Below are 14856 nucleotides of genomic sequence, written 5' to 3' on the forward strand. Positions count from 1 at the left end.
GAGATCAGACCTCCTGTGGATCGATGGTGACGCGTACCTTAAGGCCCCGCGCCTTCTTCCTGCTCAACGCCGCGTACGGCTCGAGCGCGGCGGCCGCCACCCGGTACGGCTCCGTCCCGCGCAGGAGCAGGCGCCGCGAAGTTCCCTCGGGGCCGGGCGCCGGACCGATCGCCTCGACCCGGTGCCTGGCGGACTCTTCGAGAAAGAATTCTACCGCACGGGCCAGCGGTTCCCCGTCCCCTTCGAGGACGATCTCGGCGAGATGGGCGAACGGCGGATAGCCGAAGGCGCGCCGGCGGGACAGCTCGCTGCGCGCGAAGGCCGGATAGTCGCCCTCGAGGGCGGCGCGCAGGGCGTAGTGGTCCGGCACGCGGCTCTGCACCACGAGCAGGGTCCTGGTACGCTCCGTGGCCCGGTAGACCAGCCTGAAGGCCTCCTCGGTTCCCCGCACCCTCCTGCCGAGCAGGAGACCGTCCACATCCGGGAGCGCGACAACGTCCCACTCCGACGCGAGCATCGGCCGCGGGGTTCCCACGACCACCCCGGCATCCTCCCTCTCCCTACGCCCGGCGGTGAGCAGACCGACCCTCCTCGCGAGGCGTCGGGAGAGCTCGGACCTCACCCCGTCGGCGGCAATCCCCGTGGTGCTCATCCTCCCGGAGCCACACTCCGGACACCTCCCGGTCCGAAGCTCGACCTTCCCGCACCCGTTGCACACGAGCGTCTTCTCGTCGCGGACGGAGAGGCTAAGACCGCAGCGCGAACAGACCGCCACGGCCCCGCACCCATTGCAGACGAGCACCCGGCCGTGCCCGACCCGGGTCACGACGACCCCAACGGACATGCCCTCCTCCACCGCCTGGCGGCAGGTCTCGACCAGGGAGCCCCCGAGCCGGGCCCCGGTGCCCCGCAGATCCACGACCCGGCCGGCCGGCCATCGGGTCCGCTCCGGCGGGGCGATCTCCTTCACCTCCCTCCCCCTGCGGGCGTAGAGCTCGAGGGAGGGGACGGGGGACAAAAACAGCGCGCTCGCCCCCTCGATGCGCGCCCGCTGCAGCGCGAGATCTCTGACGTGCAGCGGCACCCCTTCGTACCCCTCCTCCGCCCGGTGGGCGAGGTCCGGCTCTTCGAGGACACAGATCGCCCCAAGCCTCTCGAACGGGACGAAGACGGCGGACCGCGTGCCGATCAGAACATCCACCCGCCCCGCACGCACCGCCCGGTGGATCTCCGCCCGCCCCTCCCGAATCCCGGCGTGGTAGACGGCGGCGGAGCGCCCCTCGGGGAGCACCCGGCCGACCTCCTGCGCCACCCTCTCCGCGTCCTCCCGGGTGGGCACGAGGACCAGGGTCTGGAACCCGTCCGAGAGGGCAGTACTTGCGAGCCCGGCGGCGACGAGCGGCTGGTCGGGCGAAGGACGGCGCCAGAGCCAGGCCCCGCCGCGCGCCATGACGGCGTCCATCTCTCTGGGAAAGGGACGCTCTTTCGGGTTCTCGCTCCCCCGGATCACCTCCGGAGGACGAACTTCGATCCGTACGGCCCCCCGCCCGGCGAGCCTGCGCAGGACGTCGCGGCGCGCTCCGGTCTCCTCCAGCAGCCGGCCGACGGGATACTCTCCCCCCCGGCAGACCAGCTCTTCGAAGAGACGCCTCTGCGGATCGGTCCACTCCCGCCCCCCGGAAACGCCCCCCACGACCACGGCCCACTTGCTCCTCTCGTCTTCCCGGACACCGGGGGCGAGTTCGACGAACCACTCCTCCTCGGCCCGCCTCAGGCGTTCGGGGCCGAGCGCCCGACGCAGAGCACGCCGGGAGACGAGGGCCCCCTCCTCGAAACGCCCGCCCGGCAGGGGAGCCCGCACGCGGTAGTGGGTGGCATCCAACCCCGGCGGGAGCGTCCCCCGAAGGACCTGCGCCAGCGGCGCCGCCGCCCGTTCGGAAGCCCAGCGGCACAGCTCCACCAGCTCCGGCCCCGGGGAGAGCTCCTCCAGAACGCCCCTCACCTCCTCCGTCGCGCGGGAGAGGCTCCCCGGCGGCGAGACCTCGAGCACGACCCCGATCCGGGAGATCCCCGAGAGCGGCGCCACGACCGCAGAGCCCACCCCGACCCTCCCCTCCAGACGATCCGGAACCCGGTAGCCGAGCGGGGGCAGCGCGTGCGTGCCGATCAGGAGGCAGACCAGCGCCTCCATCTCCCCTGCGGGGTGCGCCAACTACAGGCCGGCCGCCCGGCGCAGGGCCTCCGCGCGGGTCGTCTCCTCCCAGGTGAACCCCGGCTCCCGGCGCCCGAAATGCCCGTAGGCGGCGGTCGCCCCGTAGATCGGACGCTGCAGCCTGAGGTCGCGGATGATCGCCCCCGGCCTCAGGTCGAAGTGTTCCTCGACGAGCGAGAAGATGAGCGCCGGGTCCACCGTCTCGGTCCCGAAGGTGTCTATGGCGAGGCTCACGGGCCGCGCCACGCCGATGGCGTAGGCTATCTGGACCAGACACCGCTCCGCCAGCCCGGCGGCGACGACGTTCTTCGCCACCCAGCGCGCGGCGTAAGACCCCGAGCGGTCCACCTTCGTCGGGTCCTTGCCGGAGAATGCCCCCCCGCCGTGGGGCACCGCGCCGCCGTAGGTGTCCACGATGATCTTCCGCCCGGTCAGGCCCGTATCCCCCTGCGGACCCCCGATCACGAACCGCCCGGTGGGGTTGACGATCACCTCCGCTTTCCTGCGGTCGAAGAGTTCCTCCGGCATCACCGGCTCTATGACGGCCTCGAGGAGATCAGTGCGGATGCGCTTCTCGACGCCTTCGCGGTGCTGCGCGGAGACGAGCACTTTCTCGACGGCTACCGGGCGCGCTCCCTCGTAGCGTACGGTGACCTGGCTCTTCCCATCGGGGCGCAGGTACTCTAGCTCGCCGCTCTTGCGCACCTCCGCCAGCTTCCTCGTCAGGGCGTGGGCGAGCATTATCGGCAGCGGCATCAGCTCCTTGGTCTCGCGGCAGGCGTAGCCGAACATCATCCCCTGATCTCCCGCCCCGATCTCGTCGAGCCCCTCCCGCTCGCGGGCTTCGAGCGCGCGGTCCACCCCCTGTGCTATGTCCGCCGACTGGGGATCGATGGAGGTCATCACCCCGCAGGTCTCGGCGTCGAAGCCAAACTTCGCCCGCGTGTAGCCGATCTCCGAGATCTTCGCCCTGACGAGCGTCGGGATGTCCACGTAGGTCCTGGTCGTGATCTCGCCGGCCACGATCACGAGACCGGTGGTGACGAGCGTCTCGCAGGCGACGCGGCTCGCCGGGTCGTCGGCGAGCGCGGCGTCGAGGATGGCGTCGGAGATCTGGTCGGCCACCTTGTCCGGGTGCCCCTCCGTGACCGACTCCGCCGTCAAAAGGTGCGACGTGCGCGCTCTCGCCCTCCCCCGGGCATCGGGCTCCGATACGGCCTTCTCAACCATTCGACTTACGACCTTTCTTGCTCATCTCCTCGGCCATGACGTCCAGTATAGCCCCGGCGATCCTGCGTTTGGGGGCCCGTGGGAAGAACCACTCGCGCCCGGCGCTCACGACGTACACCTCGTTCTCGTCGGCTCCGAAACCTATGTCGTCGCGCGAGACGTCGTTGCCGACGACGAGGTCGGCTCCCTTCGAGAGGAGCTTCTCCCGGGCTTCGTCGACGGGATCCCCGTGGATCGCGGCGAACCCCACCACGAAGAGGTCGGGGTTCCCGGCGCGGACCTCGCGCAGGATGTCCCCGGTGGCGACGAGCTCGAGGGTGAGCTTCTCTTTGCGCTTCATCTTGCCCGGGAAGGGGGCGGCGGGGGTGAAGTCCGAGACGGCGGCGGCCATGACGAGCGCGTCCGCCTCCTTCGCCCGCCGGAGGATCTCTTCCCGGATCTCGCCGAAGGTCTCCACCGGCACCCACCCGCTCCCGCCTCCGGCGACGTTCGCGGCGACCACCGTGACCTCCGCCCCCCTCGCCGCCGCCTCCTCGGCCACCGCGAGGCCCATCTTTCCGGAGGAACGGTTGCCTATGTAGCGCACCCCGTCTATCGGCTCGCGGGTCCCCCCGGCGCTGACCAGAACCTTCAGCCCCCGAAGGGGGCCGCCGATCACCCCGAAGACGGCCCGGGCGATCTCCTGCACCGGCGCCATCCTCCCCCCGGTCCCCTCGACCACGGCACACCCCCACCCGCGCAGCAGGGAGAGGTTGTCGCGCACCGCGGGGTGCAGCGCGCTCTGCGGGTCGAGGTCCGGTGCGATAACGAGCGGGGCGTCTTCACCAGGGCTCGTGAGCCCACCGGCGATCCGGGCTATCGTACCGGCGGACGCCGGAGCGTGGACGACGGCCGCGACCGGTCCCGGCAGGGCGGCCGGATCGTGAGCGAGCCCCGAGAAGGCGAGCGGCCCGACGAAGCGGGTCGCTCCCGGTTCTAAGGAGAGACCGACCTGATGCCCGGCGGCGAGAAGCCGCCGGCAGAGCTCCGGGGCCTCCAGCGCACCGGGCCCGGGCCCGACATGGAGTTGGATCATCCGCGGAGATCAGGCCGCGCCCTGGTCCTCCTCCTGCTGCGCGGGATGATCCTCCCTCTGCTCCTGCCGGGGCTCTTCCTCGCCCCTGAAGCCCACCTTCAGCTTCCCGGCGCGCAACTCTTCGATGGCGATGGTGAGAGGATGCTGGGAGCGGGTGGGAACCTGAGGCCCCGGGATGCCGAGCGACTCGTTGAGACCGAGGGTGGCGGTGTACTCGTTGATCTGACGGGCTCGCTTGGCGGTGGCCATGACCAGCGTGTACCGCGAGTCTACCTTCTCCAGAAGCTCGTCTATCCTGAGATCATCCAGCATCTTCGTCCTCTCCTTCGACGATCTTTCTGAGCAACTCTATCATGGCCGCGCTCGCCTGCTCCCTGTCGCCGTTGACCACCTCGTAATCGAACTCCTCCCGGGCGGCGACCTCCTTGACCGCGGTGGCCATCCTGCTCTCCAGCGACTCCCGGGTCTCGGTGGCCCGGCTCTCGAGCCGGCGCCGGGTCTCCTCGAGCGACGGGGCCCGTACGAAGATCATGACCGCATCCGGACGCTTCTTCTTTATCGCCCTGGCCCCCTGCAGCTCTATCCTGAGTATGACGTTTCTGCCCTCGGCAAGCAGCCGCTCGACGCTCTCTTTCGGCGTCCCGTAGAGGTTGCCGGAGTACTCGGCCCACTCGAGCAGCTTCCCCTCCCGGATCCAGCGCTCGAACTCCTCCCGGCTCAGGAAGACGTGGTCGCGCCCGTCGACCTCCCCGGGACGCGGGGGCCTGGTGGTCGCCGAGGCGACGAGCGCCAGGCTGGGGATCTCCGCGAGCGCCGCCTTTATCAGGGTGTCCTTCCCGGCTCCGGAGGGCCCGGAGACGACTATCAGCTTTCCCTGCAACCTAAAGCCCTGATCAGACGGTCCCTCTGCCCGTGCGTGAGCCCGACGAGCGTCTTGGAACGGCTTATCCTGGCCTCCCGCAGGAGCCGGCTCACCTTCACCCGCCCCATGCCCCGCAGCGCGAGCAACATCTCTTCCACCTTGGCCCCTTTGAGCTCTTCCGAGGGATCCATCAACAGGTCGTAAATGTCCAGCTCCCCGCTCTTGAGCTTGCGTTTCGCGGCAGCACGAGCGAAGCGCACCCGGTTTGCATCCTCGAGCGCGCTCAACCTCTGTTGCGCGGTTCTTTCCGGCGCGCGCCTCAGCATTGATACGGGATTATACCATTCGATCTCCCCGACGAACGCGTAGCAATGAAGGTCATCGATCCGCAAGGATAACCCCGGCTTGGTACTACCGACACCTTTCTCGGAAGTCGAGCGAATAGTACTACAGTTGTAAATCATGCCAGTAACACGCCTCTCCGCTTGTAGTGAGAGCGCCTGGCTACGGCCTGATGGTGACAACGCCACACCGACCACCAGAGCGCCTCTTCCCAGCGCGAAGGTCGTCGGTCGAGAACCAACCGCCACACAAGCCTGCGCACTTCGGAGACCGTCAGTTCCACGAGAGCCCTCGCTTTCTCTTGAAAGCCGAGAGGCTGTTGGTGCCCTCCCTCGTTCCGAGAGCCCCCTTTTCCTGTGAGGCTTCGATGTCTATCCCTTCGGCGCGAATGGCGGTGAGGAAGGCGTGGGCCAAGAGGGCGAGAGTGGTGTGACGGTACCAACCGTGCCAGCTTCTCACTTCGTAGTGAGAGAGGCCCACCTCTCCCTTTGCCTCCTCAAAGCCTCTCTCCACCCGCCAGCGCATGCCGGCTACCCTCGCCAACTTTTCGAGTGTTGTGCCCTCGGGGGCGAAGACCGTGTAGGCAGTGAGTTCTTCGGGTTCCTCGATGGAGCGGCGCACAAGTAGCCACCGCTCGAAGCCTTCCTGTATCGGGGGGTTGAGTGGCAACCTGGTCCAGTCGTAGAGCCTCGGACCTTTCGAGCCGTCCCCAACCGAGATACGCTTGAAGCCTTCCTCGGGTAGGAGTCTTCCTCGCCCAAGGGCTTCGAGTACTTCGCTGACGCGGTGTTGGTAGAAGCCGGCCCACACGTAAGCCTTGCCCGAGAGGGCCAAAACGTAGGGCTGCTCCCTCTCTTCGAGGAACATCCCAAGCCTTCTTGTGTCGCCGTAAACGCTGTCGGCGAGAACCCAGGAAGCCCTCACCCCTCCGTCCAAGGCGCGTCCGAGCATCTCTTTGGCAAGCTGGGGTTTGGTTCGCATCCCGACCTCTTCTGGCACCGCCGCCCTTTCGCGTCGCTCCATGTCTCTGGTCCACTCCTCGGGCAAATACAACTCGCGGTCGATGAAGGCCGCCCCTCGCTCGGAGGCATAGCACAAAAACACCCCACCTGACAATTCTCCGTCTTGCCCGCGGTCCCCGTATACTGGCGCTTGACCCCGACGCTCTTATCCCCCTTCTTGATGAAGCCCGTCTCATCGATGATCAGAACACCCTCATCGCACGCCAGATGCTCGAGGACGCACTCCCTCAAGTCGTCCCTGACGGCGTCGGCATCCCAGTTGGCTGTCCCAGGAGATGCTGGATACCATAAGGCGTGGCGTTGCCCGCCACCTCGGCCAACTGCCAGGAGTTCTTGCGCTCGGCCGCCGAAAGCAAACCCAGCAGATAGTCCTGCGCCCGGCGCCGAACCTCGCTGCGCGAGAAGCGCGGGGCGAGGCGCTCGTTGAGCGCCTCTAGCTCCCCAGTCCACGCCCTTACCATTTTCCGATTCACCATCTTTGGCATCGCGAGCCTCCGTAATCTCGGATGAAGACATGATGCAAACGTCCTAGCTATCTACAACTGTAGTACTAAAACGCCGACGCGGAGTCTCCCGGTCTTTATCCTCCGGTCTTGGGATCCAGGGCGTCGCGCAGAGCGTCGCCGAGGAAGTTGACGTACAGGATGCTCAGCGTCATCATCAAACCCGGGAAGAGAGTGAGCCACCACTGATCCGGCATGCTGAGCCTTGCCTCCCCGATCAGCCTCCCCCACGAGTGCACCCCGGACTCTACCCCCGGTGCCAGAAAGCAGTTAGTGTTCAGGTCGCACATGAACACGCTCAGGTACGAAAGCGCGCTCTCCAGCAGGATGGCCGCGGCCACGCTAAGGGTGCCCTCCACAGCAACTATGCCAGCCACCCCAGGCAGGACGTGGCGGGCCACGATTCTGCCCCCGGAGACCCCAAGGGCTCTGGCGGCCTCTACGTACTCCTGCTGGCGCACCGAGAGGACCTCCGCGCGCACCATCCGGGCCATCCTCGGCCACAGAAGCAGGGCCAACACAAGGGTCACGACTAGCGGAGAGAATCCGAACCTGAACCCCGTAACGAGGGCCAGGGGAACGAGAGGAAGAGCCAGGACGAGGTCCGCAAGTGCTGTGGCTCCGGCGTCGAGCTTCCTGCCGTAGTAACCGGAGATGATCCCTACGGTCGCTCCTACGGTCGTGGACAGCGCCCCCACCGCGAGCCCCATCCCCAAAGAGATCCTACCGCCGTACAAGACGCGTGTCAGCTCGTCGCGGCCCAGGAGGTCGGTGCCCATCGGGTGCGCCAGGCTCGGTCCCCGGCTTGCGCTGGTGAGGTCCAGCCCGGAGTAGTCGTAAGGTGTCAGCCAGGGAGCTAAAAGGGAGAGCAGGCATAGCAGGACGAGCCCTACTCCCCCGATAACCCCGAGCCTGTTACGTCCGAAGCGACGCCACACCAGTCCCAGATGGCCGCGGGGCTTTACTACGCGAGAGCCCACGAGCGCGCCGGTGTCCGGAGCGGCCCGGAGGTTGGTGGCCGTATCGTCCTGACCTGCCATCTCAGGCTTGCTCGGAGCCATAGCTTATCCTCGGGTCCAGGAGGGTGTAGGCGACATCGGCCAGGAGGTTGAAGAAGATCACGAACGCCGCGTTGATGATGGCGAGCGCCCGGATCACCTCGTAGTCGCCCTTGGCCAATGAGTCCACGAACAGAAACCCCAGCCCCGGCCAGGAGAACACCGCTTCTATGACTATCGCTCCTCCGGAGATGGTCCCCATGCTGAGCGCGAAGAGGGTAACGGTCGGAAGGAGGGCGTTGCGCAGGGCGTGCTTGAGGTAGACGCCCCGGCGTCCGAGCCCCTTGGCCCGGGCGGCACGCACGTAGTCGGAGGCGAGCGCGTCCACCATGGCCCCGCGCTGGAACCTTACGAACTGCGCCACGCTCGCCGCCGAGAGCGTTATGACGGGGAGCACCAGGTGCTGCAGTAGATCTACTACTCCCCCGTTTCCGGGGGTACTAATCCCCGAGACGTAGAAGACCCTGGTTCCGGCCCAATCTGCGAGGTAGATCCCCAAAACGAGCTGCAGGATGGCCCCGAGCCAGAAGCCGGGCAGACTGTAGCCCACGAAGAAGAAGGCCCTTCCGGCGTTATCCAGCAAACCGCCTCTCTTTATGGCTGCGCAGGTACCGAAAGGGATGGCCACGATCACGGTCAGGGCCAGGGAGGAGCCCATGAGCAGGACCGTGGGCCACACGTGGAGGGCGATAACGGAGTCTACGGAGGCATGCTGCCAGAGGCTGGTCCCCAGGTCTCCGCGCAGCAGACCTGCCGCCCAGGCGGCATATCCTCCGGGTGTCACCACCGCCTGACCGAGGGTACCCACCACGAAGAAGATGATTACGCTGGCAAAGAAGAGCGTCAGGAGTCCGAAGAGTGCCCTCCGCGCCAGGTAGCCTACCAAGGGACCGCACTCCGTGTCCTCATGACCTCATATTCTCTCGTCGTTCGAAGCTCCGGCCCTGCGGAGGTCTTCGGCAAACCTCGCAAGTTGCAGAGTCCTCTACCCTAACAGGCTGCCGGGAAGCAGGAGCGACTGCTGCTCGAGCAGATGCAGTACGTGTATCCCGGACAGCTGCACCGGTAGGCACGACCGGAGGAGCAGCTGCGGCAGTCGTAGCGGCAGCAGCTTCCCGCAGCCTCGGCGACCTCGGGCGAGAGTGCCACCCCGAGCCCCGCCAGCAGCGTGGCGCCGAGGTAACGGATGAACCCGCGCCGGTCCATCCTCAGGGAGTCTCCATGACCTTGCTCTTTACTCATTCTTCAGTCCTCCTTTCTATCTTTTCCCGGTTCCAGGTCCTCGCGTCCCGCCCCCGGACGCCGCCCCGCCGCGGCATCGTCGGAGACCACCCTGCCGTCTCGCAGAGAGACGATCCTGTCGCAGCGGGCGGCCACGGCGGGGTCGTGGGTCGCGACTATCACCGTCATGCCCCTCTCTGTACGCAGCCTCAAGATGAGGTCCATTATCTCCTTACCGGTGGCGGTGTCGAGGTTTCCGGTAGGCTCGTCCGCCAGAAGGAGCCCGGGGTCGTTTATCAGCGCGCGGGCTATGGCCACCCGCTGCTGCTGGCCTCCGGAGAGCCTTGCGGGCATGGTGGAGGCTTTCTCGTAGAGCCCTACGGCCTCGAGGAGCTTCGTGGCTTCTTCTTTCTTGTCAAAAGGGGTGCGGTATGGAAGCACGGGGGCTATTACGTTATCGAGTACGGTGAGCGCGGGAAGGAGGTGGAAGCGCTGGAAGACGAAGCCTACGGTCCTCCTGTAGGCCGGCTGCTTGGAGCGGGAGAGCCCCGTCACCTCCACCTCCCCTACCCTTATGCTCCCCGCGCTTGCTTCATCCATAGCCCCGATCAGGTGCAAAAGGGTGGACTTCCCGGACCCCGATGGTCCCATCAAGGCCAGGGCCTCACCTGATCCCGCGAAGAGGCTTACGTTATCTAAGGCCACCAGGCGCACTCCACCTCCCACCTCGTACACCTTGCTCAAACCTTCTACGCTCACCTCGAAGCCGCTCACAATAGCTCTTCTCTCTCTACTCCTCCGCCAGCACCTCCGGGGCAGCAAGCCGCGAGAGCACAACAGCCGGTACCACCGAAGCCACAAGCGCTACCACTACCCCTCCCATAGCCGCCAAGAGGGTAAGCCCCACTATCTCTGCGTTAAGACCGGTAAGCACAAAGAGGGCTATGAACCCGAGAATAGCTCCTGCTAAAGAGCCTATTAGCCCCATCCCTAAACCCTCAAAGAGTGCTAGAAGCCTCAGGTGTCTCTCCTCCCACCCGCAGCTCCTTAGCGTTACCGATTCCGGCGCCCGCTCTTTGAGGTTCAGAAAGAGCACGTCGGCAACTGAGAGTCCTCCCAGGGCTATGGCTAAAGCCACGCTCAGGTAGTCTACCGGCCTCACCTGGGTGGTAAGGAAGTCCCCAAGAGCGGTACCCGAGGCAAGGGTGTAGAAGGAGAGGTCTATCCCGAAGAGCACGCTCAAGGCTCCTACTCCTATCACCAGCCCTCCTACCCCCAAAGCGGTTCTCGCGGGAAGGCGGGTTAGGTTCCTCATTGCCATCCCGAAGATGGTGCGTACTCTGCCAGAAGAGGAGCGGGGAGGCTTCACGGGAGGTAGGATGGCGTCCATGGGCTTGCCTCTCGCTGCGCGCAGGGCCGGTATGAGCCCGGAGAGCACCGCCAACAGCATCGAGAGCGGCACTACCAAGAGCGTCCTCAGCAGGGGCAGCTTCAAAGAGAATGCCTCCACCATCCCCGCCGCTATTGCCGCTCCTACGATGCCTGCTACGAGCCCTATTAGCGCTAGCTCCTCCAGGACAACCGCAAGCACCCTGCCCCTCGACCATCCCAAAGAGAGCAGTATCCCGAACTCCTTGCGCCTCGCTCTTACGGAGGCGAAGGCCCCGTTTGAGAGGAAGAAGGCGCAAACCACCAGAATAAGGGCGAAGAGGGTAGCGCTCTTTTTGTCTATCCCTCTCAGGATCTCAACCGAAGCCCCCTTCTTCACCCACCCCTCCTTCAGGACGAGAGGAGGTCTTCCGAACTTACCCTTGGGCAGATCTATAGTTACCGTGGTGGGAGAAGAGCCTGCGGTGACATCAACCCTGAGGTGGGTCTCCTTCACTATGGCCTGGGCGACCCGCCTTATCTTCTCCCGGCTAAGTGGGTCTGGACCCTTCACTCCCTTCACCCTCACCCTTATTACGCTTATGTGCTTCTTGTAGTCTGTGTGGGTGTAGGAGACGGGGTTGGTGAAGGCTTTTGCCGCCTTCAAGGTGGTGAGCATAAGGGGAGGCTGGGAGAGGTAGCCGCCGAGGTTCATAGACGGCAAGAGTGGCTTGTTATGCAGGAGCTTCTTGCTTTTTGCATCGGCGGGCATGGCTACCGGAGGGTAGTAGGTCTCTAGAGGTACTTTGGAGAGGGAGCTGAAGCCCGGCAGCTTCTCGGGATCGAACTCTCCGACGACCTTCACCGTGGCCGTTTCGTAGAGGCCGCCGATGACGTTGTTGTTGCCCGCGTGCAGCTTGAGCCTTCTGAACTGGGTGTCCGCGTTGTCCATCGGAGCGGGGAAGACACCCCCGTAGAGCGGCACGTTCCAGGTAGAGAAGGGAGGGTTGGTCGTCGTGAGCACCCGCAGGCGCTTACCGCCTTCCTGCTCGTAGCGCACGGGCGAGGAGGACCAGTAGGCGTCTATCTCTCTGGAGTTGATCAGCGAAGCTCCCCGTTTGGTGCGAAGCGCTTCGAGCAGCTTGTGGTAGACGGGGCCGGGCTTTACCTCCTTACTCTCCACTACCCTGCCGGAGAGCCCGCTGAGAAAGCCCCTCACCCGGTGCTGGTTGGATAAAATCTCCGGCACGTTGGTGCCCCCGGGTATATTCAGGCGCTCGACCCTTTCGGAGAGGATGTCGTCCACGAAGGTCTTGGTGCTTGCCAGCACTGGCACCTGGCGAGCTTTGTCGCCGAACTGCTTGTCGTAGATCACCTTCTTGAAGGCTGCATCCTCCTTGAGGTAGCTCCCGTTTACGACGGTCTTCTTAAGCCCCACCAGCTTGCTCTCCTCCTTAGGGTCTATGGCGGCGAGGAGGATCGGCGCAGATAAATCATCAATGATTCCCACCGTTCCGGCAGGCTCCGTGGGACCGAAGTAGCGCGTACCGTCTTTGGGGGAGAGTGCAGAGAAGCAGTTTATGCTCGGGGGAACGTGGGCGAACGGAGAGTCCGGCATGTATCCGAACGGCGAGCCTCCGGACTCCGCCTTCTCCAGGGTGGTGCAAACGGGCAGCGGGTTCTTCTTGCCCGGTACTACCTCGTAGGGATCACCCTGGCTCGGAGCCTGCCTGGCGAGCGGCGCGCCGGGAGATGAGCTCCCCATCGAGACCAGAGGGTCCTTGCGAGTGTAGTAGACGTAGGTAGTGAGGTTCTCAGGGTAGGTAGAAAGCCCCCTGTCAGCCTTCCATACGCCTTTGAGCCGGTAGATCTGCACAGGGTTCTTGTTCAGAACGCCGTTTATGCGTATAGGGATAGGAACCTGCAGCAAGACGTATCCCAAATTCTCTATAGGAGCTGCAACCTCCACACCGGGTATGTTCTTTATCTGGCGGTACTGCTTCATGCTGATCCCACCGAAGATGCCGCTGAGATAGTTGGCCTTCACCAGCTTCTCCTTCTTCTCCAAAGGGGTAAAGGAGTTTCTGGGACGTACAAGGATGTCGTAGGCGGGACGGAAGTTCTTCCTCAAGGTGCTCTTTACCTCGAGCTGGCTGGTGGTGGCGGCTGAGGTGAGCAGCACGAAGCTAACTGCAGCGACGAGTATCCCGAAGGCGAGCGCGAGGGTGCGTCCGCCCCGGGACCTGAGCTGGTTTGTGAGATAGCGGAGCAGTTCGCTTCTCTCCTACCTAGCCTAGCCGTGTCTACTTAGGCGCGCTTACCCCGCACATCACAAGCTCTCAACAAGGTGTGACAAAAGTGCTGCAAGAGTGGTTCACGCAGGTGTAAAAGGCTCCCCCGCTGCAGTTGTTGTAGCAATGGAACCTGTGCTTGCCTCCGGAGCAGTTATTACCACTACTGCAGTTACTGGCCGGATAGCAGGTTATCCCGGCAGCGAACGCCTGCTTGGGGAATGCAGCCGAAACCCCGATGAAGCCCAACCCTGCCAGCAGGGTGTAGACGAGGTACTTGAAGAACCCCCGGCGGTCCATCGGCACCTCTTCCAGCCCTCGGTACTCCTCCACCACACCTTCTTCCTGGAGGATTGCCGGTAGCTTCTCTCGGCTTTGATCGTCTTGCACGATCTCTCTCCTCTTTCCCTTTCCCGCTTTTGCTTACATTCTTCTGCCCTCGATTATGCTCTCCTCCTGCACCTCCTTTCCCCGGTACGCGGCGACTCTTTCGGCCAGCACCTTCAGGTCCTCGACGGTGGTGGGCACTCTTACCTCTTTCACCTTGCGAGAGGCATCCACGTCGAAAGCCTGCGGGAAGGCTTTCTGCCGGAACGCCCTGGAAGCAGCTTCTTCTCTCTGCTCGAAGACTTCTAAACCACGCTCCCGGAGCGTCTTGAACTCTTCTCGCAACAGAGATTCAGCGTCGGTAAGCAAGCTCCTCTCCCAGCCGGAGGACTTTGTCTCCGTCTGCCACTACCTCGAAAGGCGTAACTTCGGAGCCGGGCTCGAGACCTCCGATCCCCGGTGAGAGCGTCTGCTGTAGCTCGATGATCTTTTCAGCCCGGGCCAGCACGGGGGCGATCCTCCTTAGCATCCCTAGCACCATCACACAGAGGACGAGCACCACCACCCACAAAACCACGATGGCCGCTTCCCAGGGCCAGCTCACGAATTACCCTCCTGTCTGAATTCAGAAGTACTGCGCTGCGCCAACCGGCGAAAGCTTTTCGCTACCCGCCAGCCTTCTTCCAAAAGTGCCAACAAGAGCGCAGCGGAAGTAGAGAAGATGAGCATCGCGATCACGGATGCATCTTGTACTGCGATGGCCGAACCCGCACCCGGCCCTGCCCACACCGCGAGCGCCGCCGGTGGAACGAACACGACCACGAGCGCCAAGCCAAAGAGGAGCAGGTTCCTTACCACCGTTAGCCAGGTCATCTTCTCCGGTGAGCCCGCCCCGAAGCACCCGCAGCCCATCTCCCTGCCCCGGAGCAGGTTTATAGCCACCGCTCCGCTGAAGACGAGCAGCATCAAGCCGACCACCGAAGCCGCAGGAACGAGCAGCACCCCAAAAGCCAGAAATATTCCCGCCAGAAGCTCGGCCTCGGGAAGCCAGAACGCCACAGTACGCGACCAGCCCGCAGGCAAAAGCCGGTAGTTCTCCACCGCACGCTCGAACTCGGCACTCCTGAAGAGTTTTGACAGTCCAGCCGCAACGAACACCGCAGCCAGGAAGAACCTCGCGGCGTACGCCCCGAGCTCCGCCATCTCCATGATGACACCCTTACCCTTGTTACCGTCCTACCGGTAAGATTATGTCTCAAGCGCATCATTACTGTCAAGGGCGTCTGCTAAGATCTCGTCCTTACACTACAAGAATGGTTGAAGTAGACAAGACATGAGCGAATGG

The 14856-nt window shown here is 64.4% G+C and carries 15 protein-coding genes and 1 pseudogene; all 16 read right to left on the minus strand.

The window, feature by feature from the left end; all coding sequences use genetic code 11:
- Positions 1 to 4: 4 nt before the first annotated feature.
- A complete protein-coding gene (locus PJB24_RS10905; RefSeq protein ID WP_273845770.1) occupies positions 5 to 2212 on the minus strand; it encodes a primosomal protein N' family DNA-binding protein in 2208 nt (735 codons plus the stop codon).
- On the minus strand, positions 2213 to 3442 hold the full coding sequence (gene metK / locus PJB24_RS10910) for a methionine adenosyltransferase (RefSeq protein WP_273845771.1): 1230 nt from the start codon (positions 3440 to 3442) through the stop codon (positions 2213 to 2215).
- Positions 3435 to 4517 (minus strand): phosphopantothenoylcysteine decarboxylase domain-containing protein, encoded by a 1083-nt coding sequence (locus tag PJB24_RS10915; protein WP_273845773.1) that lies wholly within the window; start codon positions 4515 to 4517, stop codon positions 3435 to 3437. Before PJB24_RS10915 ends, metK begins: the two co-directional genes overlap by 8 nt.
- 9 nt (positions 4518 to 4526) lie before the next feature.
- The gene (gene rpoZ, locus PJB24_RS10920) at positions 4527 to 4829 is read right to left on the minus strand and encodes a DNA-directed RNA polymerase subunit omega (protein ID WP_273845776.1); all 303 of its coding nucleotides are present in this window, start codon (positions 4827 to 4829) and stop codon (positions 4527 to 4529) included.
- Positions 4819 to 5397: a guanylate kinase gene (gene gmk / locus PJB24_RS10925; RefSeq protein WP_273845778.1), complete on the minus strand. Its 579-nt coding sequence runs from the start codon at positions 5395 to 5397 to the stop codon at positions 4819 to 4821. Before gmk ends, rpoZ begins: the two co-directional genes overlap by 11 nt.
- Positions 5382 to 5639, minus strand: a complete 258-nt coding sequence (locus tag PJB24_RS10930) for a hypothetical protein (protein WP_273845780.1) — start codon at positions 5637 to 5639, stop codon at positions 5382 to 5384. Before PJB24_RS10930 ends, gmk begins: the two co-directional genes overlap by 16 nt.
- A 355-nt stretch (positions 5640 to 5994) precedes the next feature.
- A pseudogene (locus tag PJB24_RS10935) lies at positions 5995 to 7228 on the minus strand (IS701 family transposase).
- 95 nt (positions 7229 to 7323) lie between these two features.
- Positions 7324 to 8307 carry an ABC transporter permease gene (locus PJB24_RS10940; protein ID WP_273845782.1) on the minus strand — a complete coding sequence of 328 codons (984 nt, stop codon included), beginning with the start codon at positions 8305 to 8307 and terminating at the stop codon, positions 7324 to 7326.
- A complete protein-coding gene (locus PJB24_RS10945; protein WP_273845784.1) occupies positions 8288 to 9190 on the minus strand; it encodes an ABC transporter permease in 903 nt (300 codons plus the stop codon). The genes PJB24_RS10940 and PJB24_RS10945 overlap by 20 nt, the downstream gene beginning before the upstream one ends.
- A 104-nt stretch (positions 9191 to 9294) precedes the next feature.
- On the minus strand, positions 9295 to 9546 hold the full coding sequence (locus PJB24_RS10950) for a hypothetical protein (RefSeq protein WP_273845788.1): 252 nt from the start codon (positions 9544 to 9546) through the stop codon (positions 9295 to 9297).
- 3 nt (positions 9547 to 9549) lie between these two features.
- Positions 9550 to 10239: an ABC transporter ATP-binding protein gene (locus PJB24_RS10955; protein ID WP_420541930.1), complete on the minus strand. Its 690-nt coding sequence runs from the start codon at positions 10237 to 10239 to the stop codon at positions 9550 to 9552.
- Between the two features lie 76 nt (positions 10240 to 10315).
- A complete protein-coding gene (locus PJB24_RS10960) occupies positions 10316 to 13075 on the minus strand; it encodes an ABC transporter permease (RefSeq protein ID WP_273845790.1) in 2760 nt (919 codons plus the stop codon).
- 157 nt (positions 13076 to 13232) lie between these two features.
- Positions 13233 to 13517 carry a hypothetical protein gene (locus PJB24_RS10965; RefSeq protein WP_273845792.1) on the minus strand — a complete coding sequence of 95 codons (285 nt, stop codon included), beginning with the start codon at positions 13515 to 13517 and terminating at the stop codon, positions 13233 to 13235.
- A 90-nt stretch (positions 13518 to 13607) separates the two neighbouring features.
- Positions 13608 to 13880: a hypothetical protein gene (locus PJB24_RS10970; protein WP_273845794.1), complete on the minus strand. Its 273-nt coding sequence runs from the start codon at positions 13878 to 13880 to the stop codon at positions 13608 to 13610.
- Positions 13864 to 14115 carry a hypothetical protein gene (locus PJB24_RS10975; RefSeq protein WP_273845797.1) on the minus strand — a complete coding sequence of 84 codons (252 nt, stop codon included), beginning with the start codon at positions 14113 to 14115 and terminating at the stop codon, positions 13864 to 13866. Before PJB24_RS10975 ends, PJB24_RS10970 begins: the two co-directional genes overlap by 17 nt.
- The gene (locus PJB24_RS10980; protein WP_273845799.1) at positions 14112 to 14720 is read right to left on the minus strand and encodes a MauE/DoxX family redox-associated membrane protein; all 609 of its coding nucleotides are present in this window, start codon (positions 14718 to 14720) and stop codon (positions 14112 to 14114) included. Before PJB24_RS10980 ends, PJB24_RS10975 begins: the two co-directional genes overlap by 4 nt.
- Positions 14721 to 14856 lie beyond the last annotated feature (136 nt).

Origin of the sequence: Rubrobacter calidifluminis (assembly GCF_028617075.1) — a bacterium.
GTDB classification, from domain to species: Bacteria; Actinomycetota; Rubrobacteria; order Rubrobacterales; family Rubrobacteraceae; genus Rubrobacter_E; species Rubrobacter_E calidifluminis.

Bases quoted from the DNA above. Each gene is read 5' to 3' on its own strand.
- metK (WP_273845771.1), bottom strand. From the start codon at position 3,442: ATGGTTGAGAAGGCCGTATCGGAGCCCGATGCCCGGGGGAGGGCGAGA.
- PJB24_RS10915 (WP_273845773.1), bottom strand. From the start codon at position 4,517: ATGATCCAACTCCATGTCGGGCCCGGGCCCGGTGCGCTGGAGGCCCCG.
- rpoZ (WP_273845776.1), bottom strand. From the start codon at position 4,829: ATGCTGGATGATCTCAGGATAGACGAGCTTCTGGAGAAGGTAGACTCG.
- PJB24_RS10940 (WP_273845782.1), bottom strand. From the start codon at position 8,307: ATGGCTCCGAGCAAGCCTGAGATGGCAGGTCAGGACGATACGGCCACC.
- PJB24_RS10950 (WP_273845788.1), bottom strand. From the start codon at position 9,546: ATGAGTAAAGAGCAAGGTCATGGAGACTCCCTGAGGATGGACCGGCGC.
- PJB24_RS10980 (WP_273845799.1), bottom strand. From the start codon at position 14,720: ATGGAGATGGCGGAGCTCGGGGCGTACGCCGCGAGGTTCTTCCTGGCT.